Annotated in this window: 26 protein-coding genes; 14 read left to right on the forward strand and 12 right to left on the reverse strand. The window is 70.7% G+C overall.

All coding sequences use genetic code 11. The features are described from left to right. Positions 1–9: 9 nt before the first annotated feature. The 7 genes from QSK34_RS34305 to QSK34_RS34335 form a co-directional block, all read right to left on the reverse strand. Positions 10–972, reverse strand: a complete 963-nt coding sequence (locus QSK34_RS34305) for a GH25 family lysozyme (protein ID WP_285590495.1) — start codon at positions 970–972, stop codon at positions 10–12. A gap of 46 nt (positions 973–1,018) precedes the next feature. Next, positions 1,019–2,848, reverse strand: coding sequence for a sigma factor-like helix-turn-helix DNA-binding protein (locus QSK34_RS34310; protein ID WP_030451842.1), 1,830 nt, complete (start codon positions 2,846–2,848; stop codon positions 1,019–1,021). Between the two features lie 48 nt (positions 2,849–2,896). Further along, positions 2,897–4,951 (reverse strand): UvrD-helicase domain-containing protein, encoded by a 2,055-nt coding sequence (locus QSK34_RS34315; RefSeq protein ID WP_030451841.1) that lies wholly within the window; start codon positions 4,949–4,951, stop codon positions 2,897–2,899. 6 nt (positions 4,952–4,957) lie between these two features. Then, positions 4,958–6,700, reverse strand: coding sequence for a hypothetical protein (locus QSK34_RS34320; protein WP_285590497.1), 1,743 nt, complete (start codon positions 6,698–6,700; stop codon positions 4,958–4,960). A gap of 105 nt (positions 6,701–6,805) precedes the next feature. Then, positions 6,806–7,558 carry a class I SAM-dependent methyltransferase gene (locus tag QSK34_RS34325; RefSeq protein WP_161484193.1) on the reverse strand — a complete coding sequence of 251 codons (753 nt, stop codon included), beginning with the start codon at positions 7,556–7,558 and terminating at the stop codon, positions 6,806–6,808. Positions 7,559–7,640: 82 nt separating this feature from the next. Then, positions 7,641–8,720, reverse strand: coding sequence for an ABC transporter substrate-binding protein (locus QSK34_RS34330; RefSeq protein ID WP_285590498.1), 1,080 nt, complete (start codon positions 8,718–8,720; stop codon positions 7,641–7,643). 46 nt (positions 8,721–8,766) lie between these two features. After that, the gene (locus QSK34_RS34335; protein WP_202610952.1) at positions 8,767–8,973 is read right to left on the reverse strand and encodes a putative acetyltransferase; all 207 of its coding nucleotides are present in this window, start codon (positions 8,971–8,973) and stop codon (positions 8,767–8,769) included. Positions 8,974–9,070: 97 nt separating this feature from the next. Between QSK34_RS34335 and fdxA the strand changes: the two genes are divergently transcribed. From fdxA to QSK34_RS34350, 3 genes are read left to right on the forward strand one after another with little or no spacing between them, the layout of a single operon-like run. Then, entirely contained in the window at positions 9,071–9,397 is a 327-nt protein-coding gene (fdxA, locus tag QSK34_RS34340) for a ferredoxin (protein ID WP_030451836.1), read from the forward strand. Between the two features lie 23 nt (positions 9,398–9,420). Beyond that, complete coding sequence (gene dapC, locus QSK34_RS34345; RefSeq protein ID WP_285590499.1) at positions 9,421–10,506, forward strand: succinyldiaminopimelate transaminase; 1,086 nt, start codon at positions 9,421–9,423, stop codon at positions 10,504–10,506. 56 nt (positions 10,507–10,562) lie between these two features. Beyond that, positions 10,563–11,165, forward strand: coding sequence for a DUF4178 domain-containing protein (locus QSK34_RS34350; protein ID WP_285590500.1), 603 nt, complete (start codon positions 10,563–10,565; stop codon positions 11,163–11,165). On the opposite strand, the gene QSK34_RS34355 is transcribed toward QSK34_RS34350, so the two are convergent. After that, complete coding sequence (locus tag QSK34_RS34355; protein WP_285590501.1) at positions 11,162–11,932, reverse strand: hypothetical protein; 771 nt, start codon at positions 11,930–11,932, stop codon at positions 11,162–11,164. The two genes, QSK34_RS34350 and QSK34_RS34355, sit on opposite strands and share 4 nt — an antisense overlap. Before the next feature lie 47 nt (positions 11,933–11,979). Between QSK34_RS34355 and dapE the strand changes: the two genes are divergently transcribed. The 3 genes from dapE to QSK34_RS34370 all read left to right on the forward strand — a co-directional run bounded on the left by dapE (position 11,980) and on the right by QSK34_RS34370 (position 14,551). Beyond that, positions 11,980–13,026 carry a succinyl-diaminopimelate desuccinylase gene (gene dapE, locus QSK34_RS34360; protein ID WP_285590503.1) on the forward strand — a complete coding sequence of 349 codons (1,047 nt, stop codon included), beginning with the start codon at positions 11,980–11,982 and terminating at the stop codon, positions 13,024–13,026. 185 nt (positions 13,027–13,211) lie between these two features. Then, on the forward strand, positions 13,212–13,982 hold the full coding sequence (locus tag QSK34_RS34365) for an LOG family protein (protein WP_030451831.1): 771 nt from the start codon (positions 13,212–13,214) through the stop codon (positions 13,980–13,982). Further along, positions 13,982–14,551: an LOG family protein gene (locus QSK34_RS34370; RefSeq protein ID WP_034383615.1), complete on the forward strand. Its 570-nt coding sequence runs from the start codon at positions 13,982–13,984 to the stop codon at positions 14,549–14,551. The genes QSK34_RS34365 and QSK34_RS34370 overlap by 1 nt, the downstream gene beginning before the upstream one ends. A 7-nt stretch (positions 14,552–14,558) precedes the next feature. On the opposite strand, the gene QSK34_RS34375 is transcribed toward QSK34_RS34370, so the two are convergent. Beyond that, positions 14,559–14,756 (reverse strand): hypothetical protein, encoded by a 198-nt coding sequence (locus QSK34_RS34375; RefSeq protein ID WP_161484188.1) that lies wholly within the window; start codon positions 14,754–14,756, stop codon positions 14,559–14,561. Positions 14,757–14,800: 44 nt separating this feature from the next. Here QSK34_RS34375 and QSK34_RS34380 point away from each other — a divergent pair, with 44 nt between their 5' ends. After that, positions 14,801–15,136: a hypothetical protein gene (locus tag QSK34_RS34380; RefSeq protein ID WP_051759467.1), complete on the forward strand. Its 336-nt coding sequence runs from the start codon at positions 14,801–14,803 to the stop codon at positions 15,134–15,136. Beyond that, positions 15,130–15,675, forward strand: a complete 546-nt coding sequence (locus QSK34_RS34385; protein ID WP_161484187.1) for a DNA-3-methyladenine glycosylase I — start codon at positions 15,130–15,132, stop codon at positions 15,673–15,675. Before QSK34_RS34380 ends, QSK34_RS34385 begins: the two co-directional genes overlap by 7 nt. On the opposite strand, the gene QSK34_RS34390 is transcribed toward QSK34_RS34385, so the two are convergent. Further along, complete coding sequence (locus QSK34_RS34390) at positions 15,665–16,432, reverse strand: PaaX family transcriptional regulator (RefSeq protein WP_285590511.1); 768 nt, start codon at positions 16,430–16,432, stop codon at positions 15,665–15,667. The two genes, QSK34_RS34385 and QSK34_RS34390, sit on opposite strands and share 11 nt — an antisense overlap. Before the next feature lie 183 nt (positions 16,433–16,615). Here QSK34_RS34390 and QSK34_RS34395 point away from each other — a divergent pair, with 183 nt between their 5' ends. Both QSK34_RS34395 and QSK34_RS34400 read left to right on the forward strand, forming a co-directional pair. Then, positions 16,616–16,783, forward strand: a complete 168-nt coding sequence (locus QSK34_RS34395; RefSeq protein WP_081898355.1) for a DUF3117 domain-containing protein — start codon at positions 16,616–16,618, stop codon at positions 16,781–16,783. A gap of 143 nt (positions 16,784–16,926) precedes the next feature. Further along, positions 16,927–18,306, forward strand: a complete 1,380-nt coding sequence (locus QSK34_RS34400) for a leucyl aminopeptidase family protein (RefSeq protein ID WP_285590513.1) — start codon at positions 16,927–16,929, stop codon at positions 18,304–18,306. On the opposite strand, the gene QSK34_RS34405 is transcribed toward QSK34_RS34400, so the two are convergent. Continuing rightward, positions 18,290–18,919 carry an O-methyltransferase gene (locus QSK34_RS34405; RefSeq protein ID WP_161484184.1) on the reverse strand — a complete coding sequence of 210 codons (630 nt, stop codon included), beginning with the start codon at positions 18,917–18,919 and terminating at the stop codon, positions 18,290–18,292. The genes QSK34_RS34400 and QSK34_RS34405 overlap by 17 nt on opposite strands. A 127-nt stretch (positions 18,920–19,046) precedes the next feature. On the opposite strand from QSK34_RS34405, the gene sigE reads away from it, so the two are divergent. The 4 genes from sigE to QSK34_RS34425 all read left to right on the forward strand — a co-directional run bounded on the left by sigE (position 19,047) and on the right by QSK34_RS34425 (position 22,122). Continuing rightward, positions 19,047–19,676: an RNA polymerase sigma factor SigE gene (sigE, locus tag QSK34_RS34410; protein ID WP_030451823.1), complete on the forward strand. Its 630-nt coding sequence runs from the start codon at positions 19,047–19,049 to the stop codon at positions 19,674–19,676. After that, positions 19,673–20,194, forward strand: coding sequence for an anti-sigma factor family protein (locus QSK34_RS34415; RefSeq protein WP_285590518.1), 522 nt, complete (start codon positions 19,673–19,675; stop codon positions 20,192–20,194). The genes sigE and QSK34_RS34415 overlap by 4 nt, the downstream gene beginning before the upstream one ends. Positions 20,195–20,320: 126 nt before the next feature. After that, positions 20,321–21,703: a S1C family serine protease gene (locus tag QSK34_RS34420; protein WP_285590520.1), complete on the forward strand. Its 1,383-nt coding sequence runs from the start codon at positions 20,321–20,323 to the stop codon at positions 21,701–21,703. A 62-nt stretch (positions 21,704–21,765) separates the two neighbouring features. Further along, positions 21,766–22,122 carry a sec-independent translocase gene (locus QSK34_RS34425; protein WP_030451820.1) on the forward strand — a complete coding sequence of 119 codons (357 nt, stop codon included), beginning with the start codon at positions 21,766–21,768 and terminating at the stop codon, positions 22,120–22,122. A gap of 138 nt (positions 22,123–22,260) precedes the next feature. Here the strand turns inward: QSK34_RS34425 and QSK34_RS34430 are convergent, their stop codons facing one another. After that, positions 22,261–23,400 (reverse strand): Mrp/NBP35 family ATP-binding protein, encoded by a 1,140-nt coding sequence (locus QSK34_RS34430; RefSeq protein WP_161484181.1) that lies wholly within the window; start codon positions 23,398–23,400, stop codon positions 22,261–22,263. Positions 23,401–23,480 lie beyond the last annotated feature (80 nt).

The following is a 23,480-nucleotide window of genomic DNA, read 5'->3' on the forward strand; positions in this document are numbered from 1 at the left end:
CTTCCGACATTACTTGAGCGTCACCTTCGTCGACCCGACGAGGAAGTTGATGCCGACCGGCTTGGCGCCCCTCGGCTTCGTGGAGAACTTCAGGGTGACGCTGCGGCCGGGGGCCAGGCTGTTGATCGTGCACTTGACCGTGGTCGCGGTGCGCTTGCACGCCTTCGGCGCGTAGGTGAGGCGGTTGTTGCCGAAGGTCTTGCCCGAGATGTTGATCTTCGTGGCGAGCTTGGCGCCGGTGTTGGAGAGCTTGAGGACGTACTGCGACCGGCTCTTGGCGCCCCCGGAGATCAGCAGCCGGACCGGCGGGTCGGCCAGCGCGTGGAGCTGCGACAACGAGCCGTTGAACACGTCGGAACCGCCGGCGTGGTCGGCCTTCTCGGCCTTCTGCCAGAACGTCCACTTGCTCCATGCCGCCGGCAGCTCACCCGGGTCGGCGCCCCAGCGGGCGATCCACAGCGGGTTCTTGGCGAACTTCTTGGTGTCGCCCGTGCAGGTCTTCCACCACGAGGTGGTCGTGTAGATGATCGCGTCGCGCTTGGTCCACGCCTTGTAGCGGGACAACCAGTCGCCGATCCACTTGACCATCGCGTCCTGGTCGAGGCCGTAGCAGCTGTTCAGGCCGTTGCGGTTGTTGTAGGGGTTGTCCTCGACGTCGAGCACCCCTGGTAACGTGCGCCCGTCGGCGGTCCAGTTGCCGCCGTTGCGGACGAAGAAGTCGGCCTGCTCCTTGCCGCCCGACTCGTGCGGCTGGGCGAAGTGGTAGGCGCCCCGGTACATGCCCTCGGTCAGCGCCCCGGAGAACTGGGTGCCGAAGCGCGGGCTCTTGTAGTTCGGACCTTCGGTGGCGTGCACGAAGACGAACTCCGCGCCCTTGCCCTTGACCTCGGTCCAGTTGACGTCACCGGTCCAGTTGCTGACGTCGGCCCCCATCACGGTCGTCGAGGCGACCAGTAACAAAGCGGCGTACATTCATGATCCTTCCCCGTGCGGAGAACGATCGTCCCACAAACCTTCTTTACAGATAGAGAAGAATGTCGCGATCCCCGCGTTCTCTCAGCCTTGCGAGCACATCGTCCTTGCCCGCGCCGTCGGGCATGCCGATGCGGGCGCCGATCAGCCGCAGGCCCTCGGCCTCGGAGGCGACGGGGGCGGTGTATCCGATCAGGTGGAGGGCCTTGTTCAGCGGCGGCAGCCCGGCCGCGCCCTGCGGCAGGAACCGGGTCAGCAGCTCGCCGCCGTCGGAGACGGTCAGGAAGACGTGGTCGCCCTCGCCGGCGTTGTATTCGGCCAGGATCGGGCGGATCGAACCCATCGTCGGCTGGTTGTGCCACGAGATCACCACCTCCCCCTGCGGGGTCGAGGCGGTGAGCTGGCCGCCGGGCGCCATGCCGAGGTGGGCCGCGAACCCGGTCGGCAGCGGGGAGCCGGAGCCGCGCAGGTGCTCGGCGTTCACGTCGACCCGGTGCCACCAGCGGCCGTCGCGGCTGCGGAAGCAGCGGCGGGTCATCGACACGTCGCGGCGCGGCTGGTAGTCGGCCGGTTCGGCGCCCGCGACCCGGATCCAGCCGCGCTGGGTGCGCTCGAACCCGGGGCCGCCGGCGTAGGCGCGCACCGAGCTCTCGCTCACCTCGTAGCGGGAGGTCAGGGACGCCACGATCGTGTTGACCGAGGCCTCGCCGCCGGCCTTCTCGATCTCGCGGGCGATCATCTCCCGGATGCCGAGATACTCCTCGCCGCCCCACCGGGCCAGGCCGTACTTGTTCCGGTCGAGGCGCAGGAAACGGTCGTCGGCGGTGAGCTGGTTGCGGATGCCGACCAGGCTGTAGTCTTCGCCGATCCGGTTCTGGATCTCCTCGGGCGTGAGCGGGGTGCCCGCCACGGCCAAGACGGCCTCGGCCTTGTCGTTCACGCTCCTCGGCCACGGCACGACGTGGCCTTCGAGCAGCCGGAGCTGCGGCACCGCCCCGAGCCAGCGCTCCCCGACGTCCTCGCGGACCCCGAGCTGGGCGACCATGCCGACCGCTTCGTTCAGCGGCACCGGCCCGTCGGTGAACAGCTGGCGCGTCTTCTCGCGCAGCTCGTCGGCGCCCCCGGCCACCAGCCACCCGTCGACCTGGTCGTAGCCGGTCAGCAGCGTGCGGACGAACCGCCAGGCCGGGATGCCCAGCGTGGCCAGCTCGGTGCGGTGCCAGGGCACCGCCGCCATCAGGTCGTCGGCCGGGACCGCCGACCCCAGCCGGGTGCGCAGCCACGTGAGGTGGGCGGTCAGCGGGGTCGCCTCCTGGCCGCGCAGCCAGTTGTCGACGTGGTCGCGCAGGTCGCGCTCGATCTGCCGGATGCGCTCCCGGGTGACCGAGAACCGCTGCGCCAGCTCGTCGAGCGTGGCGCGGTGCTCGGCGTAGAGCCGGTCGCGGGCGATGGCGCGCTGCCGGTCGTCGAGCCGCTGGAACAGCTCGTCGATGATCTCGGGCAGCGGCCGTTCCGGCACCGCGGGCGGCACGCTCGCCAGCGGGTTGAGCGGCTCGGTGTCCATGAGCCGGTCGAGCACCCCGGCGAAGAGCAGCCGCACGCTGTCGCGGCTGCCCGGCGTGCGCTGGCTCTCGGCCGGTGCGGTGAACCGCAGCAGCGGCATGATGTCGCCGAGGATCAGGTGTCCCCAGCAGGCGGACGTGAGGTCGGCCAGTTTGGCCGCGATCTGGGCCGGCCCGACCGTGGCGCAGGCGCGGTCGATCGGGAGCGCCTGCCACCACGAGTTCGGGAGGCCGGGATCGCTGGCGATCGGCTCCACCTGGCTGGGCGCGGTCCAGCGCAGGGGGGGCACGATGTCGCTCAGGCTCAAATTCATGCAGGTCCAACCGGCAAGGGGAATATATCCGCAGTTCAGATTAGGGGATCAGGCAGGAAGGAAGGGACTCGCGCGACCGGAGTAGGACACGTAGAGCAACTCGTTCGCCCGCGTGCACGCGACATAGAGCAACCCCCGTTCTCGCTGCAGGTCGTGCGCTCGTGCCATCGGATCTTCGGCGTGGGGCGTGAGCGCGTCGGGCGCCGGGATGATCCCCTCAGCGACACCTATCACGGCCACCCGCCGGAACTCCAGCCCCTTCATACCGTGCAGCATCGTGACTTTCACCTCGATGCCCGCGTCGCGCAGGGCGGCGCGGGCGATCCGGACGATCTCGACCGTGCGGGCGGTGACGGCGATCTCCTCGGGCGCGACGCCGTCGGCCAGCCAGTCGCTCACGTGGGCGACCAGGCCGCCGATCTCGGCCTCCTGGGAGACGTACTCGCGCACCAGCGGGCGCGGGCCGTGGACGGTGGAGCGGTAGCCGTACATCTCGGCCGCGCCCTCGACCAGGCCGTCGACGGGGCCGCCGCCGCGGAGCCGGACGCCGAACGACAGGATCTCGTGCGGCAGCCGGTAGGAGATCTTCAGGTGGAACCGGCGGACCGGGATGCCCATGCCGGCCAGAGCCGCGCGGGTGTCGAACATGCGCTGGTGGGGGTCGCCGACGATGAACATGTCGTTCGGGCCCGGTGGCACCGCGGCCCGGAGCAACCGCCACTGCGCGGGGTGCAGGTCCTGCGCCTCGTCGATCACCACGTGTTTGTACGGCTCCCGCCGGGGCGCGTCGCTCTCGAGCACGTCGGTCGTGCGTCCCAGCAACTCGGCGCCCTCGGAGGCCAGCTGGAGGAGGGTCCGCCGCCCCGACTCCCGGAGGCGGCCCTCGACGTGCTCCACCGCCCGCCACACGCTGGTGCGGATGTCGGCGTTGAGCTGGACGCCCCGGCCGGGCCGTTCGGCCGCCAGATACTCGTCGAGGGTGCGCAGGTTCTGGGAGAGGATCACCTGCTCCCACTCGCGCAGCAGGAACGCCGCCCCGAAGCGGCTCCCGGCCGCCTCCTCCCACAACTTGGTCACGTCGCCGACCAGCGTGGGGGCCTTGCCCTCGTGGGCCGCGACGATGCGGTGGGCCAGCCGGTCGACGTTGGTGACCTCGACCCGCTTGCGCACGACCTCGTCGTCGATGATCAGGTCGAGCTTGGCCGACAACTCGTTGGCGAGCACCTGGGAGAAGGTGGTCAGCAGGATCGGCCCGCTGTTCTCCTTCGCCAGATAGGCCGCCCGGTGCAGCGAGATCACGGTCTTGCCGGTGCCGGCGCCGCCGGTGACCAGGACGGGCCGGTCGTAGACGGGCCAGTTGGCGTAGGTGTGCTGCGGGGCGTAGAGGAAGGTGCACCAGTGGGGCTTGGTCAGCACCCGGTCCAGCTCGACCCGGTCGGCGGCGAAGGCGGCCTGGCCGGGGGAGCGGTGGAGCGCCGCCTCCAGGTCGTCGAGGTCGATGTTCTCCGCCGAGGTGACCCGGCAGCCGTCGAGTTCGCGCCAGGCCTCGGCCAGCGATCCGCCGCGGGCCAGGACCGCGAGGGGGGCGTACTGGCTCTCGGGCAGCAGGGGTTCCACGGCGGCCAGGTGGGCGTCGGTGGCCATCATCCGGACCATCGGCAGCAGCAGTTCCTGGTCGATGCCGATGTCGATGAGGTCGGTCTCGCAGATGTGGCCGTAGAGGCGCTTGCTCGACCCGGCCGCCGACCGGCGGAGGGCGGGCTCGACGCGGGACAGGGCCTCGGCGTCCCAGACCTCGATGACGCCGATCGCGGAGTTCACGGTGAAGCGGTGCCGTTGCGCGTAGGTGTAGGCCTCGGCGTCGGGCAATATCGTGACGAGCCAGTAGACGTCGCGCTGGCGCACGGCCACCGCCCGGTGCCGGTCGGCCAGGCGTAACGTCGTCACGCGGGGGTCGCGCGCGTTCCGGACCCGCTCGGGCACGGGGCCGGCGGGCGAGTTGTGCAGGAACCGTCTGACGGACACCACGGCGTCCCGCCGCACGGGGCGGGCCAGTGCGGCGAGTTCCTGGGTGAAGTCCAGGGAGACGGCGAGGCGGGGCATGGGGGCCTAACCCAGCAGGGACAGCAGATCTCTGTCCCCACGTTCTCGGAGGCGGGCCCGCAGTTCGTCGGGCGGGGTCGGGCCGGTCAGGCCGATGCGCGTGGCGATCACGCGGTCGGCCTGGTCGGAGTTGCCGCCGGGGGCCGTGTAACCGACCAGGCGCAGCGCCCGCGCGATCGTGTCGCCGGAGTTGGCGGCGGGGAGATGGCGGACCCTGAGCATGCCCTCGTCGGAGAGGGTGAGAAAGATGTGGCTGCCCTCCTTGGCCGCGACCTCACTGAGGATGCGGCCGAGCGAGTCGATGGCGGGGGACTCCCGCCAGGTCATCGTGACGTCTCCGGCGGCGCTGCGCACCGTTCTTTCGCCACCCGGCGACAATCCCAGGTAGAGGGCGAAGCCCTCCGGGAGGCCGACCGACGTCCCCGCCAGATGCCCGGCGTCGACGTCGACCCGTAACCACCAGCGCCCGTCGGGCTGACGGAAGCAGCGGTGCGTCTGCGACACGTCGGACGGCCGTGGCGGCGGAGCCGCCGGAGCGGCCGGAGCCGGCGCCGCGCCGTTGGGACTCTGTATCCGCAACTGCGGGACGTTCTCCAGCCACTCCTTGGCGACCTCGGGGTGGATGCCGAGGGAGGAGACGAGTTCGAGGGCCCGCGACACGGTCGGCGGGCGGTCGGCGTTCACGATCAGGCCGCGGGTCCGCTCGTGCAGTTCGGCCAGGTCGCCCTGGACGACCCAGTCGCCGGAGACCTGGTAGCCGGGCAGCGTGGCCAGCACGAACTGCCAGGCGAGCACGTCGAGGGAGGGCAGTTCGCGGGTGTGCCACTCGGCGGCGTTGACGAGCCGCGACTTGGGGGCGGCCACACCGAGGAGGTCGGTCAGGTTGAGCAGGTAGCCGCGGTAGCGGGCGGCCGGGGGCGAGGCGAGCCACTCCTTGAGCCGGGCCCGCAGCGTGTTCTCGGTGACCTCGATGAGGCTCGCGGGCACGCCGAGCAGCTTGGAGAGGGACTCGGGCGAGGTGGGGGAGTCGGTGAAGACCCGGTTCTGCGCGACCATCCAGCTCTGGTCGTCGAGTGAGGCGAAGACCCGGTCGATCAGCTCGGGGAAGTCGGGGTCGTCGTCACCGGTGAGCCGAGGCTGCGGCACGACCGGCGCGACGGGCGGTCCGGTGGGCGGTCCGGCGGGCTCGTCGTCGGCCTCTTCGGGCGCGTCGGCCACGGCGGGTTCCTCGGACTGCGCTTTGGTCTCGAAGGGCGCCCGGTAGGGGGTCTTGAGCGCGGCCTTGGTCTCGTAGGGTTCCTCGGCGGGCGCCTCGGGCTCGGGCTCCACCGCGGGCCTGGACGGAACCACGGTCGCCGCCAGCTTCGTCAGCACCGCCGAATAGAGCGCCGCCAGCAGCGGCCGGGCCTTCACGAACGGCTGCTCGGTGAGCTCCCGCCCGGTCAGTGCCAGCAGGCCGGGCCACGACCCGGCCCGGTCGAGCGCGATCCCCACCTGGGGGTCGTCGGCGTCGTCGGGGTCGAGCACGTGCAGCGCGGGCAGCACGTCGCCCACCGCCGCCGCCGGCCACTGCTCCAGGGTCAGATCGGTCAGCAACTCGGCCAGCGCGTCGACGCCGAAGGCGGGCAGCAGCCGGCCCATCGGGAGCGAGCGCCACCACGCGTCGGGTAATCCGGCCCGGCCGGCCAGGATGGTGGCAGCGTCACTCCAGCGCAGCGGTGGCACGAGGTCACTCAGGCAGAAGTTCATCGCTATCCCCATCACTTCCGTAAGACCAGACCATAGTCTGGCAAATCCCCTGCCGTGGCGGGAGTTTCATCCGTGACGAACAGCCACAAACGATGGTGTCACCCTTCAGTGGCGCACCGCTGCGAAACGCAGTCTCACGTAGTCGGCCATCCAGCCGGAGTCGTGGCGGAGGGCGGGGGCGGCGAGTTCGTTCACCCGGCGCAGCAGCGGCTCGACCGTCGCCGGGGGCACGCCGTCGAGGAGCGACCCGGCGAACATCCGCACCCAGTCGGCCGCGCCGTTGGGGCACTCGTCGAGCGGGGTCGGCCGGTCGAAGTGCTCCAGGATGCGCAGGGTGAACCCGGCGCGTTCCAAACGGACGGCGTACTCGGCCGGGCTGGGGAAGTACCAGGGGAGCTCGGGCTCGCGCAGGCCGTGCTCGCGCCAGGCAGTCAGCATGGCGGAGGTGAGGGCGGCGCAGTTGCCGGCCCCGCCGAGCTCGGCCACGAACCGGCCGCCGGGCCGCAGGGCCTCGCGGACGGAGTCGATGACGGCGTCGGGGTCGCGGCTCATCCAGTGGAGGGCCGCGTTGGAGAAGACCGCGTCGAACGGCTGGGCGACGGTGAAGTCGTGGCCGTCGCCCACGGTGAAGTCGAGGCGGGGGAACTGGGCGATGGCCGTCTCGATCATCGCCTGTGAGCCGTCGATCCCCAGCACGTACGCCCCGCGGACGGCGATCTCGCCGCTCAGCACGCCCGTGCCGCAGCCGAGGTCGAGCACGCGCTCACCCGGCTGCGGGTCGAGCAGCTCCACGAGGGGAGCGCCCTGCGCCGAGACATAGCCGAATGAGCTGTCGTAGGCGCGAGCGTTCCACCTCATGAGCGTAGGTGTGTCATATCGCAAGATGGGCTCACTTCCACGGTTTCCGCATACTGTACGGCAGCCGTGGAATCAGTGTTTTTCAGCTCATTTGCTGAGACCAGTGTTTCTGGAGGTACTCCTTGGCGGCGTCCTGCTGCGGGATGGTCAGGAACACCGGCGTGCCGTTGACCTTCGGCAGCTTCCCTGCCGCCTCGTTGTCGATGGTGCCCTTCATCTGCATGGCCTCCATCCGCGACGGCCGTGCGTAGCCCCTGAGCAGGATGTTCTGGCCCTCGTCGGAGAACAGGAACTCGGTCCAGAGCCGCGCCGCCGCCGGGTGGGGCGCACTCGCGCTGATCGCCTGCACGTAGGGCGAGGCCAGGATCGAGCCCGCCGGGATGGTCACCTGCCAGTTGGCCTTGTTGGCGGCCGAGCGGGCGGCGTTCAGGAAGTCCCAGTCGAGCACCGCGGTGGCCTGCTCGGGCGCGGCGGCGACCGCCCCGGCCTTCTTCAGCGCCGAGAAGGCCTGCACACCCCTGCGGGCGTCGAACTTGCCGCCCTGCATGGAGGCCGCCATCACGCCGTTGAAGCCGCTCGCGTTCCTCAGCGGGTGGCCCGCGAGCGCGACCGTGGTGCCGGCCGGCCGGCCGCCGGGCTTGAGCAGTTCCGCGTACGACGCCGGCGCCTTCATCTTGCGCGGGTCGTAGCCGATCGACATGTAGCCGCCGTAGCCGGCGTACCAGGTGCCGTTGGCGGCCTTGACCTCATCGGGGATGTCGGTCCAGCCGGTCACCTGGTAGGGGGCGAACTTGGCGGCGTTGGCCAGGGCCACGTCGACACTGAGATCGAAGACGTCGGGCTTCTGGGCCGTGGCGACGGCGTCGATCTGCTGCTGGCTGTTGGCCGCCGGGTTGAGCGACTCGATCTGGATGCCGTACTTGTCGGAGAAGACGTCCATCAGCTCGCCGTGGTTGACCCATTCGCGGGGCAGCCCGACGACGGTGAGCTTGCCCTCCTTCTGGGCGGCCTCGACCAGCCGCTCGAAGTTGCCGAAGCCGGCCTGGAGGCTGGCGCCCTTCACGTTGACCGGCGGGAGGGCCTTGGTCTCGCCGCTTTGGGACGAACAGGCCGCGAGGGCCAGCAGGGCCGCCAGCGCGGGAGTGGTCACGAGTCTGGTCACGGATCGAATGCTTGGGGCCGCCTCACGCCGCGTCGAGACGGCACGCTCAGCCTGGGACGACCTTTGCCGCGGCCATGACCTTCTCTGGGAACTCCACGAGCGTGCCGTCGCGCTTGCGCACCGAGAGCACGCCGTTCTCCCACGACTCCAACACGCCCACGACGTCGCGGAAGCCCTCGGGCAGCGCCCTGCGGACGGTGACCCGCCTGCCGACGTCGGCCGGCGTGATGGTCACCTTGAGCTGGAAGGCCATGACATTGGCCCCTCCTGTTCCGGCCACCTGACAGTCACCGCAATACTAGGACGGAGCAACCTGCGGCCCATGTCGTGCCGGAAAGAAGGAGCTAGAGGTGACCTACGTCATCGCGCAGCCTTGCGTGGATGTTCTGGACAAGGCGTGCATCGAAGAGTGCCCTGTCGACTGCATCTACGAGGGCGAGCGCATGCTCTACATCCACCCCGACGAGTGCGTCGACTGTGGGGCGTGCGAGCCGGTCTGCCCGGTGGAGGCCATCTTCTACGAAGACGACCTGCCCGAGCAGTGGAAGGACTTCTACAAGGCCAATGTTGACTTCTTCGAGGAGCTGGGCTCGCCCGGCGGCGCCTCGAAGGTTGGCAAGATCGAGAAGGACCATCCGATCGTCGCCGCGCTGCCGCCGCAGGCGGAAGACCACTGACGCTCAGCACTGGAGAGTCCTTCGTGATCGCCCTGCCCGACTTCCCGTGGGACAGCCTGGCCTCGTACAAGTCGACCGCCGAGGCACATCCCGACGGCATCGCCGACCTGTCGGTCGGCACCCCCGTCGACCCGGTTCCCGAAGTCGTGCGCAGGGCGCTCGCCGACGCCGCCGACAGCCCGGGCTATCCGCTCACCTACGGCACCGCCCGGTTGCGCGAGGCGGCGGCCGGCTGGCTGGCCCGCCGCCACGGCGTGACCGCCGACCCGGCCGGCGTGCTGCCCACCATCGGTTCCAAGGAACTGGTCGCCTGGTTGCCGACCCTGCTCGGGGTCGGCCCGGGCGACAAGGTGATCTTCCCGGCGCTGGCCTACCCGACCTACGACGTGGGCGCCCGGCTGGCCGGCGCCGAGCCGTTCCCGACCGACGGCCTGCTCTCGCTCGGCCCGGAGCGGGTGCCCCTGGTCTGGGTCAACTCGCCGAGCAACCCGACCGGCAAGGTGCTCCCGGCCGAACACCTCGCCAAGGTGGTCGCCTGGGCCCGTGAGCGCGGCGCGATCGTCGCCTCCGACGAGTGCTACATCGAGCTGGGCTGGGAGAAGCGGCCCGTCTCGATCCTCCATCCCGACGTGTCGGGCGGCTCCCACGAGGGGCTGCTGGCGGTCCACTCGCTCTCCAAGCGCTCCAACCTGGCGGGCTACCGCGCCGCCTTCGTGGCCGGTGACCCGGCCCTGGTGAAGCGCCTGCTGGAGGTGCGCAAGCACGCCGGCATGATCGTGCCGGAGCCGGTCCAGGCCGCCATGACGGCCGCCCTCGACGACGACGCCCACGCCGACGAGCAGCGCGAACGCTACTCGGCCCGGCGCACCGCCCTGCGGACCGCGCTCGAATCGGCGGGCTGGCGCGTCGACCACTCGGAGGCCGGCCTCTACCTGTGGGCCACCGACGGCACCGGCTGCTGGGACCAGGTCGCCCGGCTGGCCAAACTGGGCATCCTGGTGGCGCCGGGCAGCTTCTACGGCACCGCCGGAGAGAGCCACGTCCGGGTCGCGATCACCGCCACAGACGAAAGAATCGCCGCAGCGGTCGCACGCCTCACAACCGAGTAGCGACCCGCCCTCATACGGGCGGATATGACGCGTTTGTGTTGATAGGATCGCGCGCCATGACGACAGCGGTGGTGCTCGGTCTGTGCCTCGCGGCGGTGGTCGTCGTGCTGTTCGCCTACCTCGCCACCGCTCGCCGTGAGGGGCGTGGCCGGGCCCGTGCGGCCGTCGAGGTCGACGACGACTTATTCGACGAATACGACTACTTCGATCCCCGCACCCTCCAGGTCGGCGACACCGCCACCGTGGAGGGCACCCGCTACAAGGCCATCGGCGCCCTCCACCTGATGCGGCAGGGCGACGAGTGGACCGAGCACCTGCTCGACGACGGCAGCCGCCGGGTCCACTGGCTCTCGGTCCAGGAACGGCCCGAGGGCCTCGAGGTCATGTTGTGGACGCCGGTCCAGGCCCTGGGCATGGTCCCGGCCAAGAGCATGCTGATCATGGAGGGCGTCGAGTTCTTCCCCGGCGACCGGGGCACCGTCGCCTACCGGGCCGAGGGCATGACCGGCCTGCCCGAGCGGGGCCTGCTCGACTTCGCCGACTACCGCGCCCACGACGGGCGGTTGTTGTCGTTCCAGCGGGTCCAGGGCGGCCAGTGGGTCGCCTCCTATGCCCTGCCCCTGACGCCCGGCTCCATCCAGGTCGACCGGAAGCCCTAGCGCTCCTTGACCGGCTGCCAGCCGTCCTGGCCGGCGGAGGCGGTCCACACGTAACCGTCGTGGACGACCTGGCGCAGCCCGTAGACCGGGGCGTGGGTGACGAACCAGGTGGCCTTCAGCCAGTCTTCCCTGGAGCCGCCCCTGGCCCGGGTGAACTCCTTCTTCGCCGCGGCGTCCTGCGGCGGGGGCGGCGACTCCTTCGGCGGGTACCAGCAGTGCACCGCCCGGGGCTGCTCGCCCCGGAAGGCGGTGGCCAGGATCTCGGCGCTGCGCCGGTGGTCGGCGTAGGCGCCGCCGTCGGCCGACCGCTGCACGGCCTGGGCGGCGTCGTGGAGGCTCATGTCGAGGTAGCCGTCGACCTTCTCCAGGGCGGCGAAGAAGCGGCGGGTCGCGTAGACCGGGTCCATGATCTGCTTGACCGTGCCCCAGCCCTGGGAGGGCCGCTGCTGGAAGATGCCGACGGAGTCGCGGTCGCCGAAGGAGATGTTGGTCATCTTCGACTCCTGGATCGCCGTGATGTAGGCGATCTCCAGCGCCTGCTTGGGCAACTTGCGCCGGGCCGCGACGGCGGCGATGGTGGCCGCCACCTGGGACTGTTCGAGGTCGAGGTCGAGCGTGCCCGACGGGACGGTGATCGTGCAGCCCTCGCCCAGCACGAAGGGCTCGGTCCTCTTCATCAGCTGGTAACCGGCGAAGAATATCGCTCCCGCCAGGACGACCACGATGGCCACGATGGTCAGTGCTGTTCTGGAGGGACGCCGTGTCACAGCCCAAGAACCTACCTTCTCGGGGCCCTGCCGTAGGCTCGGCAGACATGCGACTTGATCAGGACGTGAGGACGCTGACCGCCGATCTGGTGGACGTCCGATCCGAGAGCGGTGACGAGAAGGCCCTGGCCGACGCGATCGAGGAGGCGCTGCGGCGGCTGCCCCACCTGACCGTCGACCGCCACGGCAACAACGTGGTGGCCCGCACCTTCCTGAACCGGGCCGAGCGTGTCGTCGTGGCGGGCCATCTCGACACCGTGCCGATCGCCGACAACGTGCCGAGCCGGGTCGAGGGCGACCGCCTGATCGGCTGCGGCGGGACCGACATGAAGGCCGGCGTGGCCGTCCAGCTCAAACTGGCCCTTCTCGGCGCGCCCAACCGCGACCTGACCCTCGTCTTCTACGACCTGGAGGAGGTCGAGGCGGCCCGCAACGGCCTCGGCCTGCTGGTGCGCGAACACCCCGACTGGGTGAGCGGCGACTTCGCCGTGCTGATGGAACCGACCGACGGCGTGATCGAGGGCGGCTGCCAGGGCACCATCCGGGCCGAGATCGTCTCCCGGGGTGTACGCGCCCACAGCGCCCGCAGCTGGCTGGGCTTCAACGCGATCCACGGCGCCGGCCAGATCCTCAACCGCCTCGCCGCCTACGAGCCCAGGCGGCCCGTCGTCGACGGCCTCGAATTCCACGAGGGCCTCAACGCCGTGCTGATCCGCGGCGGCCACGCCGGGAACGTCATCCCCGACGAGTGCGTCGTGACGGTCAACTACCGCTTCGCCCCCGACCTCACCGAGGAGCAGGCCCAGAACCACCTGCGCGAGGTCTTCGACGGCTTCGAGGTGACGATCATCGACTCGGCCCCCGGCGCTCGGCCCGGCCTCGATCACCCGGTCGCGGCGGCGTTCGCGAGAGTGGTGGGCGGCGAAGCCCGGGCGAAGGTGGCGTGGACCGATGTGGCCCGTTTCTCCGCACTCGGAGTTCCGGCGGTGAACTATGGACCGGGCGATCCCGCGATGGCCCACAAAGTCGACGAATACGTCGAACTCGACAAGATCGTCGAGGCAGAGCGGGTCATGACAGCCTGGTTGACCTGAGGCTTCTACCCGTAGAAAGAAGAAAGTGGCTTTCCTCGCCGGCCATTTGGCGGGGAAAGCCACTTTCCGTCCCGAGCAGCACCCTCGACTGTTAGACGCGGCCTGAACGAAATCCGGTTCCACGGTTCCGTGTGGATTCTCAAGATTTTTTCCACGGCCATCCTGAGCGGCTAGCGTGGCGTCCCATGAACACGATTCGCCGTGAACGTCGCCAGGGCCCGCAGCTGCTCCGTGGCGAGATGGTGCCCGACTCCACCCACGACCAGCGTCTGCTCGACCGGCGCGGCCCGGCCGACTGGCTCCACATGGACCCGTGGCGGGTGCTGCGCATCCAGGCCGAGTTCGTCGAGGGCTTCGGCTCCCTGGCCGAGCTCCCGCCGTCGGTCACCGTCTTCGGCTCGGCCCGCACCAAGCCCGACTCGCCCGACTACGAGCTCGGCGTCCGCCTCGGCGCCGCGCTCGCCGACGCCGGCTACGGCGTCATCACCGGCGGCGGCCCCGGCTGCATGGAGGCCGCCAACAAGGGCGCGATGGAGGCCGGCGGCATCTCCGTCGGCCTCGGCATCGAGCTCCCGCACGAACAGTCGATGAACGAATACGTCAACCTGGGCGTCGAGTTCCGTTACTTCTTCGTCCGCAAGACCATGTTCGTCAAGTACTCGTGCGGCTTCGTCACCCTCCCGGGCGGCTTCGGCACCCTCGACGAGCTGTTCGAGGCGCTGACCCTCGTCCAGACCCGGAAGGTCACCTCGTTCCCGGTCATCCTCATGGGGTCGTCGTTCTGGGGCCCGATGGTCGACTGGATCAAGTCCTCGCTGCTCGGCGAGGGCAAGATCTCCCCGCAGGACGTCGACCTGATCCGGGTCACCGACGACGTCGACGAGGCCGTGCGGATCATCGTGGAGGCCGACCGCCGCCGCGAGGAGGAGGCCAGCCTCGTGGGAGACGCGCAGTAATGTTCGTCTGCGTTTTCTGCGCCTCCTCCCAGAAGATCGACCCGAAGTACTTCCGGCTCGCCGCCGACGTCGGCGCCGAGCTCGCCCGGCGCGGCCACCACCTCGTCAGCGGGGGCGCGATCGTGTCGTGCATGGGCGAGGTCGCCCGCGCCGCCCGCGCCGGCGGCGCCCAGACGATCGGCGTGATCCCCCAGGTCCTGGTGGACATCGAGATCGCCGACACCGACTCGACCGAGCTGGTCGTCACGACCGGCATGCGCGAGCGCAAGAGCGTCATGGACGCCCGCTCCGACGCCTTCCTGGTGCTCCCCGGCGGCATCGGCACCATGGAGGAGCTCTTCGAGATCTGGACCGCCCGGGTCCTCGGCATCCACCAGAGGCCCTTGGTCCTGCTCGACCCGTGGGGCCTCTACACCCCGCTGAAAGACCTCGTCGAGGGCATGTACGACCAGGGCTTCACCCGCCCCGACGTCTTTGACGGCATCTCCTGGGCCACGACCGTCGAAGAGGCATTCGACCTGCTGGAACACACCGTCCCCCGGATCGTGCCCGGGATCGACGAGGCGTAGCGGCCGGTCAGGCGAGCCCACGCCGGGCCAGGGCCGGCGGCCTGCGCCCGGCGATGGCCTCGGTCATGGCGACCGCCTGCTCGATCGCCTCGGCGTGGGCCGGGTCGGCCAGGCGGAACTCGGCCGGGCCGCGCCAGGTGGCGACGGCCGCCACGGCGATGGCCTCGTCGAGGTCGGCCGGCAGCTCGATGGTCTCTGTTGCCACGTCCTCGATGCTCTCACGCTCGGCACATGTGGCACGATTCGTATGTGCTGGTCGTACTCGTTCTCGCCGCGCTCGCGGTCGTGGGCTGCGTGGTCTGGGTCTCCATGGGCCAGGGCGGGGCGATGGCGGAGTTCCCCCCCGACGTGCCGCCGCTGGAGCTCCCCGACGCCGCCCAGGTGACCGCCGTCGACCTGGTGACCGTGCAGTTCCCGGTCGGCCTGGTCGGCTACCACACCGGTTCGGTCGACGAGACCCTCCAGCGGGCCGCGACCGCCATCCGCGAACGCGACACCCGCATCGCCGTCCTGGAGCAGAAGGTGGCCGAGCTGATGGCGAGCCGCCTCCAGGCCAAGTCGCTCGATTCGGAAGAGGCATGGTAGAGGTCGTCCGCTGCGCCTGGGCCACCAGCGACCAGCTCTACCTCGACTACCACGACCACGAGTGGGGCCGTCCGGTTCACGGCGACGACAAGGTCTACGAACGGGTCACGCTGGAGGCCTTCCAGTCGGGCCTGGCGTGGATCACGATCCTGCGCAAACGCGAGAACTTCCGCCGGGCCTTCGACGGCTTCGTCATCGAGAAGGTCGCGGCCTACACCGAGAAAGATGTCGAACGTCTCATGGCCGACGCCGGGATCGTCCGCAACCGGGCCAAGGTCGACGCCGCCATCGCCAACGCCAGAGCCGCCCTCGAACTCCCCGAAGGCCTGTCGGCCCTGGTCTGGAAGTACGCCGAGCCCGACTCCCCGGTCCGCAGGACGATGGCCGACATCCCCTCGTCCACGGTGAACTCCCAAGCCCTGGCCAAGGAGCTCAAGAAGAAGGGCTTCCGGTTCGTCGGCCCCACCACCGCCTACGCCCTGATGCAGGCGATCGGCCTGGTCAACGACCACATCGAAGGCTGCATAGCTAGGAGATGAGGGTACGTTCGACGAAGGCCCCCGCCTTGGGCATCAGCCGCGAGGCCTCCTGCTCGAAATAGGCCCGCGCCTTGTCGCCCGGCCACCCCGAGGGCAGCAACGCCGCCGGCAGGCCCGGGTCGCGGAACAGGAAGTTGCGCCAGGTGTGCACCAGGCGCGACCTGACCGCGAAGACCTGGTCGTCGGGGGCGTCGCCGGGCAGGCCGTCGACCAGCGGCCGGGCCCCCGCGAGCCATTCTTCGTAGGCGCGGCCGATCGCGTCGAGATCCCAGGCCCTGGCCAGCAGGTCGACCGGGTCACCGTCGAGCACCGCCTCGAAGCGGTCGGCGTGCAGGTCGAGCTGGTCGAGCTCGGGCGAGGCCCGGGGGCCGATCCAGGTGGTCTCCGAGAGGGGGGCGTACCCGAGGAAGGACAGGTGGGCCCGCAGGCGCTCCCGCCGGGTGCGTTCGCGGACGGGTTCGATCACCAGCAGGTGCCAGCGGCCCGGCCAGGTGATCGTGCCGCTCCGGTAGACCCGGGCCGCCGCCTCGTCGAGACGTCGCACGCATTTCGGCGTGGCCGCGTAGCCGGGCCCCTGGGGCAACCGGACCGGGTCGAGCCACCCCTGCCGGACCATCCGGGAGATCGCGGTCCGGACGGCGGGCGCGGCGATCTCCAGAGGCGCCAGCAGCCGGACCAGGGCGGCCACCGACGCCTGGCCTCCCCGGCTGCGCAGATGGTCGCCGTAGAGGTCGAAAAGCGCGGCTCGGGCGTTCATCCCACCCAGTGTGGAGTCAGGAACAGCCGCCGACAATCCATGGGCGAACCGCTTTGATCCTCAACCGAGTCCTCTCCCGTTACCTTTTTGAACCCGGAGGCGGGATAATAGGACATCACAGAAGACGTGAATGCGCCGGCCACCCTTCATTGGACGGCCGACAACGCGGGAAGGGATACACGCATGGCGGCGATGAAGCCGCGGACTGGTGACGGTCCGCTGGAAGTCACCAAGGAAGGCCGGGGCATCGTCATGCGGGTCCCGCTCGAAGGTGGCGGTCGGCTTGTCGTCGAGCTATCGGCGGATGAGGCCGGCGCCCTCGGTGACGCGCTGAAGAACGTGGTCGGCTGACTACAGCCGGATATCGAGCGACGACGGCCCCGCCGCGGATCCCCGCGCCGGGGCCGCGTTCCTTTGGGGCAGATTCCCAGCGCGAGCCACGGCCGGCCTTCGGCGGTCCGTGTCTCGCTTCCATTCTTGAACGTGGAGAAACCGTGCCCATAGAGACCACCGTGACCACCGTGGCCCATGCGGACGGCGACGCGGAGTTCCTCGCCGTCCCGTTCGGCCCCGACCTTGCCCCCGACGTCGAGCTGCCGGTCTCCGCCCCGGCCCTGCTCGCGCACTACGAGGCCAAGGGCGAGCCCGGAGAGGTCGTCGAGATACCCGTCGCCGCCGCCGACGGGGTGCGCCGCGTGCTCCTGTACGGCACCGGCCCCGCCGCCGCCGATCTCCGCAAGGCGGGGGCCGCCCTGGCCGGCCGCGTCCAGGGCCGAGACCGGCTGACCATCGTCGCCCCGCCCGAGGGCGACGTGGCCGAGCTGGTCGCCGGGGCGCTCCTGGGCACCTACACCTTCAAGCTGGGCGAGCCGAAGACCACGCCCGTCCACGAGATCGTGCTCTCGGGCGCCGACGCCGACGCGGTCGCGCGCGGCGAGGCGGTGGCCAAGGCCACCAGCGACGCCCGCGACCTGACCAACACCCCCTCGTCGATCAAGTCCCCGGCCTGGCTGGCCGAGCAGGCGATCGCCCTGGCGGGCGAGGGCGTCGAGGTCACGGTCGACACCGAGCTGGTCGGCTTCGGCGGCATCCGCGCCGTCGGCCAGGGCTCGGTCAACCCGCCCTGCCTGATCACGATGACCTACGCCCCCGAGGGCGCCACCCGCCACGTCGTGCTGGTCGGCAAGGGCATCACCTTCGACACCGGCGGCCTGTCGCTGAAGCCGTCGGCGTCCATGAAGGACATGAAGACCGACATGGCCGGCGGCGCCGCCGTGATCGCCGTCCTGTCGGCCCTGCAGGCCTTCGACGTGCCGGTCAAGGTCACCGGCCTGATCGCCTGCGCCGAGAACGCCTTCGGCGGCAACGCCCAGCGCCCCAGCGACGTGATCACCCAGTACGGCGGCCGGACCGTCGAGGTGCTGAACACCGACGCCGAGGGCCGCCTGGTGATGGCCGACGCGCTGGCCTACGCCGACCGCAACCTCGACCCCGACGTGCTGATCGACATCGCCACCCTGACCGGCGCCGCCAAGGTCGCCCTGGGCACCGGCTTCGGCGCGCTCTACGCCACCGACGACGCCCTGGCCGGCGGCCTGCTGGCGGCGGCGGGCCGGACCGGCGAGCGGTTGTGGCGCATGCCCCTGCTGACCGACTACCGGGCCGGTCTCGACTCCGACGTCGCCGACATCGCCAACATCGAGACCAAGGGCGGCACCGGCGCGGGCTCGGTCACGGCCGCGCTGTTCCTGCGGGAGTTCACCGGCGACCGGCCGTGGGCCCACCTCGACATCGCCGGCCCCGCGCGCAACGAGAAGGGCGGCACCGGCTTCGGCGTCAGGCTGCTGCTCGACTGGCTCAGTTCGTCAGCTTGACGGCGGCGAGCAGGCCGTCGCCCAGCGGCAGCATGAGCGGGCGCAGCCGCTCGTCGTTCCTGACCAGACGGCCGACCTCGCGGACCGCGACCGATTCGGGGTCGCGCTGCGTGGGGTCGGCCACCCTGTCGTGCCACAGGGCGTTGTCGAAGGCCACGATCCCGCCGGGCCGCAGCAGCCGCAGCGCCTCGCTCAGATAGTCGCCGTATTCCTGCTTGGCGGCGTCGCAGAAGACCAGGTCGTAGCCGCCGTCGGCCAGGCGCGGCAGCACGTCGAGGGCCCGCCCCACGATGAGCCGGGTGCGCCCGCTGGCGAACCCCGCCTCGGCGAACGTCTGCCGGGCCAGCCGCTGGTGTTCCGGCTCGACGTCGACGCTGGTCAGCGTGCCGTCGGACCGCATTCCCCGCAGCAACCACAGGCCCGAGACGCCGCAACCGGTGCCGATCTCGACCACCGACCGCGCGTTGACCGCGGTCGCCAGGAAACAGAGCGCGGCGCCCCCGCCGGGCAGGATGGGCGTGGCGCCCACCTCCTCGCCGCGCTGTCGCGCGTTGCGCAGGACGTCGTCCTCCGGGACGAAGTCCTCCGCATGGGCCAGGCTCGCCGTGTTCATGGTTGGCAAGCGTAGGGGAGTACGCCCCGATCGGGAACTCACGCCGCAACGGGGACGTTGCAGCTTTGAACGGTCTTTGTTCAGGTCGTTCGCCGCTGGTACGCAGGAAGGGGCGAAACCAGGCACTATGGCTGTAGCAACGGTCCTGGAGAGAGGATTGCCGGTGGACGATCACGACCACCAGGCGGGCGCTGAGGCGTCCACCTGGACACCTCCCACCTGGGAGGAGGTCGTCAGAAACCACTCGGCACGGGTATACCGGCTCGCCTACCGGCTGACCGGCAACGTCCACGACGCCGAAGACCTGACCCAAGAGGTCTTCGTCCGGGTGTTCCGCTCTTTGTCCAGCTACCAGCCGGGCACGTTCGAGGGCTGGTTGCACCGCATCACCACCAACCTGTTCCTCGACGGGGCCCGCCGCAAGCAGCGGATCAGGTTCGAGGGGCTGGCCGACGACGCCGCCGAGCGCATGCACGGCCGCGAGCCGTCCCCCGAGCGGGCCTACGACGACAACCACCTCGACGCCGACATCCAGGCCGCGCTCGACGCGCTGGCGCCTGAGTTCCGGGCCGCCGTGGTGCTCTGCGACATCGAGGGCCTCTCCTACGAGGAGATCGCGGCGACGCTGGGCGTCAAGCTCGGCACCGTCCGCAGCCGCATCCACCGGGCGCGCGCGCAACTGCGTGACGCGCTCGATCACCGTGCGCCGCGCGGTGACCAGCTTCCCCCTTCATCGTTCACCCGGGAGGGAGCATGACGCATCTTGGTGAGCGCGTTTCCGCGCTGATCGACGGCGAGCTCGCGCACCACGAGCGCGAGCGCGCCCTCGCCCATCTCACGTTCTGCGCCGACTGCCGGGCCGAGGTCGACGGGATGCGGGCGCTGAAGAGCCGCCTGCGCTCCCTCGACCCGCCCGCCATGCCGGCCGACCTGACCATGTCGCTGCTGCGGTTGGGAGACATGGGCCCCCCGGCCCGCCCTCTACCGGGCCAGCTGCCCGGCCCCTACAGCATCGCGCCCGCCGACACCCGCCCGGCCCGCCGTCCTTTTGGCGCGACCGGCCCCGGCCGTAGCCCCCGCCGCCGCGCGGCCGGTTACGTCGCGGTCGGGGTGGCCTCGGCGGCGGTCGCCCTCGGGTCGCTCTTCCTGGTCAACGGCGAGCCTCGCCCTGCCCCCGCGCCCGAGATGATGTTCCCCCCGCAGGTCACCGCGTCGCCCCATGGCCGGCTGCCGGGTTCCCCGTCACCCGGTCCCTCGCCCAAGCTTGTTCCTTGACGCGACTAACCGGCACCACGTCTGGGCAGTGAGACGGCATACGATCTGGCGTGTAAAACGGGTCGTGTGCCTTTCTCATGAGACTGGGTGGCGGCCCCGCCACGATCGCTGGGAGTGACTGCACCGATGACCGACGACACGCGTGACGACGACGCGTACGGGCGGCCTGAGTTCTATCCGGTGGGCGAGTGGGGCGAGGAAGACGACGCCCCCCGCCGGCCCCAGCAGCCGGGCGCGGCCCACCCGCCGCCCCCGCTTCCCGGCGGAGAGCCGACGCAGACCTATTTCCCGCCACCCCCGCCGCCCAACGCCTACGGCATGGGGCAGGGGTGGGCGCCGCCGCCCGGCGGGATGCCCGAGTTGCCCCGGCGTGAGCGCCGTGCCGGTCCCCGCACCTCCACGCTGGCCGTGCTCGGGCTCGTGGTCGCGCTGGTGGCCGGGGGCGCGGCGTCGTGCGGCACCTATCTGCTGACCCGTCCGACCGCCGGCATCGACCCCGGCTACGCGATCCCGACCCCGGCCGCCGCGCCGACCGGGCGGGCGCCCGAGTCGGTCGCCGGGGTGGCCGCCAGGGTGCTGCCCAGCGTGGTCTCGCTCGAAGTGCAGGGCAGCGGGCAGTCGGGCACCGGCTCCGGGTTCCTGATCCGGGGCGGCTACATCGTCACCAACAACCACGTCGTGGCCGCCGCGGCGCGGTCGGGCGGGGGCATCCGCATCCGGTTCGCCAACCGCCAGTCGACCACCGCGCAGATCGTGGGGCGCGACCCCAACTCCGACATCGCCGTGGTGAAGCCCGACGAGACGTTCGGCTCGCCCGAGGTGGCGCTGGGCAACTCCGACTCGATGGTGGTCGGCGACCCGGTCATCGCGATCGGCTCGCCCCTGGGCCTGAGCGGCACGGTCACCACCGGCATCGTCAGCTCGCTCAACCGGCCGGTCGAGGCCGGCGGTGAGAGCGGGCGCGACTCGGCGCTGATCAACGCCATCCAGACCGACGCGGCGATCAACCCCGGCAACTCGGGCGGCCCGCTGGTCAACGGCCGGGGCGAGGTCATCGGCGTCAACTCGGCCATCGCCACGATCGGGGCCGGGCAGCAGCTCGGCGGGCAGCAGTCGGGCAGCATCGGCCTCGGGTTCGCCATCCCCGTCAACCAGGTGCGCCGGATCGCCGAGGAGCTCATCTCGACCGGCTCGGCCCGCACGTCCCGGATCGGGATCACGATCGACCAGAACTACCAGGGGCAGGGCGTCCGGATCGCCGACGCGCCCGACCGTGGGGTTCCGCCGATCACCCCGCAGGGGCCCGCCGACAAGGCCGGGCTGCGGGCGGGCGACGTGATCCTCGAGGTCGACGGGCAGCCGATCAGCGACAGCCGCGAGCTGATCGTCACGATCCGCAGCAAGACGCCCGGCGACCGGGTCCCGTTCAAATACAGCCGGGCGGGCGCCGAGCGAACAGTGGACGTCGTGATCGGGGCGGCGCCGGCTCCGTCGGCCCAGCCCTCGTGAGCACGCCTGCCCGGGTACTAGTCTGATTCACGACGGTTCGGGCAGGGCAAGGGAGATCTACGGTGTTCGGACTCGGCTGGGCGGAGATCCTGGCGCTAGTAGTGATCGCGTTGCTCGTGTTCGGGCCGGAGAAGCTGCCGGGGGTCGCCTCGCAGGCGGGCCGCACGCTCCGGCAGATCCGGCAGATGGCCAACAACGCCCGCACCGACCTTGAGGCCAACCTCGGGCCGGAGTTCAAGAACTTCGACCCGACCGACCTCAACCCCAAGAACTTCGTCCGCAAGCACCTGCTCGACGACGTCGAGAAGGACTGGAACGCCACCCCGGGCGAGACGGCCGCGGCCGACCCGCCGCCTCCTCCGGTGACGGTGGAGCTGACGGCGGGCGAGATCCCGCCCTACGACAACGAGGCGACCTGAGCCCAGCAGAAAGGCCCGCTCCCAGAGGAGCGGGCCTTTCGTTTCGCCCGGGCGCGGCCGGTCGGCGGCGGTTACGGCGCGGACCGGAGGCGGCGGGCGGCTGCCAGGGTCGGCGGAGCCGTAACGGAGAAGAAGGATCTAGCGGCCGGCGGGGCTGATGTCGAGCTTCATGCCCTTCAGGCCGCCCCTCTTCTTGCTGAGGCCCGCGGCGATGCGGCGGAGTTCGGCGGCGGCCGGGGCGTCGGGGTCGGTGAGGACCAGCGGCTTGCCCTCGTCGCCGCCCTCGCGGAGGCGGGTGTCGATCGGGATCTGGCCCAGCAGCGGCACCCGGGAGCCGAGAGTGCGGGTCAGGGCGTCGGCGACGGTCTGGCCGCCGCCCTCGCCGAAGACCGAGATGCGCTCGTCGCAGTGGGGGCAGGGCAGCCAGGACATGTTCTCGATGACGCCGGCGATCTGCTGGTGGGTCTGGGCGGCGATCGAGCCGGCCCGCTCGGCGACCTCGGCGGCGGCCTGCTGCGGGGTGGTGACCACGAGGATCTCGGCGGTCGGCATGCGCTGGGCGACCGAGATCGCGATGTCGCCGGTGCCGGGCGGCAGGTCCATCAGCAGGACGTCGAGGTCGCCCCAGAACACGTCGGCGAGGAACTGGTGGAGCGCCCGGTCGAGCATGGGGCCGCGCCAGACCACCGCGCTGTTGCCCTCGGGTTTGAACATGCCGACCGAGATGACCTTGATGTCGTGGGCCACCGGCGGCATGATCATGTCTTCGACCTTGGTCGGCCGTTCGCCGACGCCCAGCATGCGGGGCACGCTGTGGCCGTAGATGTCGGCGTCGACCACGCCGACCTTGAGGCCGGAGGAGGCCATGGCGGCGGCCAGGTTGACGGTCACCGACGACTTGCCGACGCCGCCCTTGCCGCTGGCGACCGCGAAGACGCGGGTCAGCGAGCCGGGCTGGGCGAAGGGGATCTCCTTCTCGGGGCCCCGGTTGCCGCGCAGTTTCGTTTGCAGAGTTTTACGTTGCTCGGCGCTCATCACGTCCATCTCGACGGAGACGCGCGTGACGCCGTCGAGCTTGGAGACGGCGGCCGTGATGTCGCGGGTGATGGTGTCTCTCATCGGACAGCCGGCGACAGTGAGGAAGACGCCTACGCGCACCAGCCCGTCAGGGGCGATGTCGATGCTCTTGACCATGTCGAGCTCGGTGATCGGCCGGCGGATCTCGGGGTCGTTGACCGTCGCCAGGGCCGCGGTCACCACTTCTGGGGTCGGTGCCATGTAGTCATGCTACGAACTGGCGACCTGTCATACGAATCGAGGTCGCACCTCTAGGATGACGCGGGTGAGTCCGACAAGTC

The sequence above is a fragment of the Herbidospora sp. NBRC 101105 genome, from assembly GCF_030269205.1.
In the GTDB taxonomy this organism is placed as follows: Bacteria; Actinomycetota; Actinomycetes; order Streptosporangiales; family Streptosporangiaceae; genus Herbidospora; species Herbidospora solisilvae.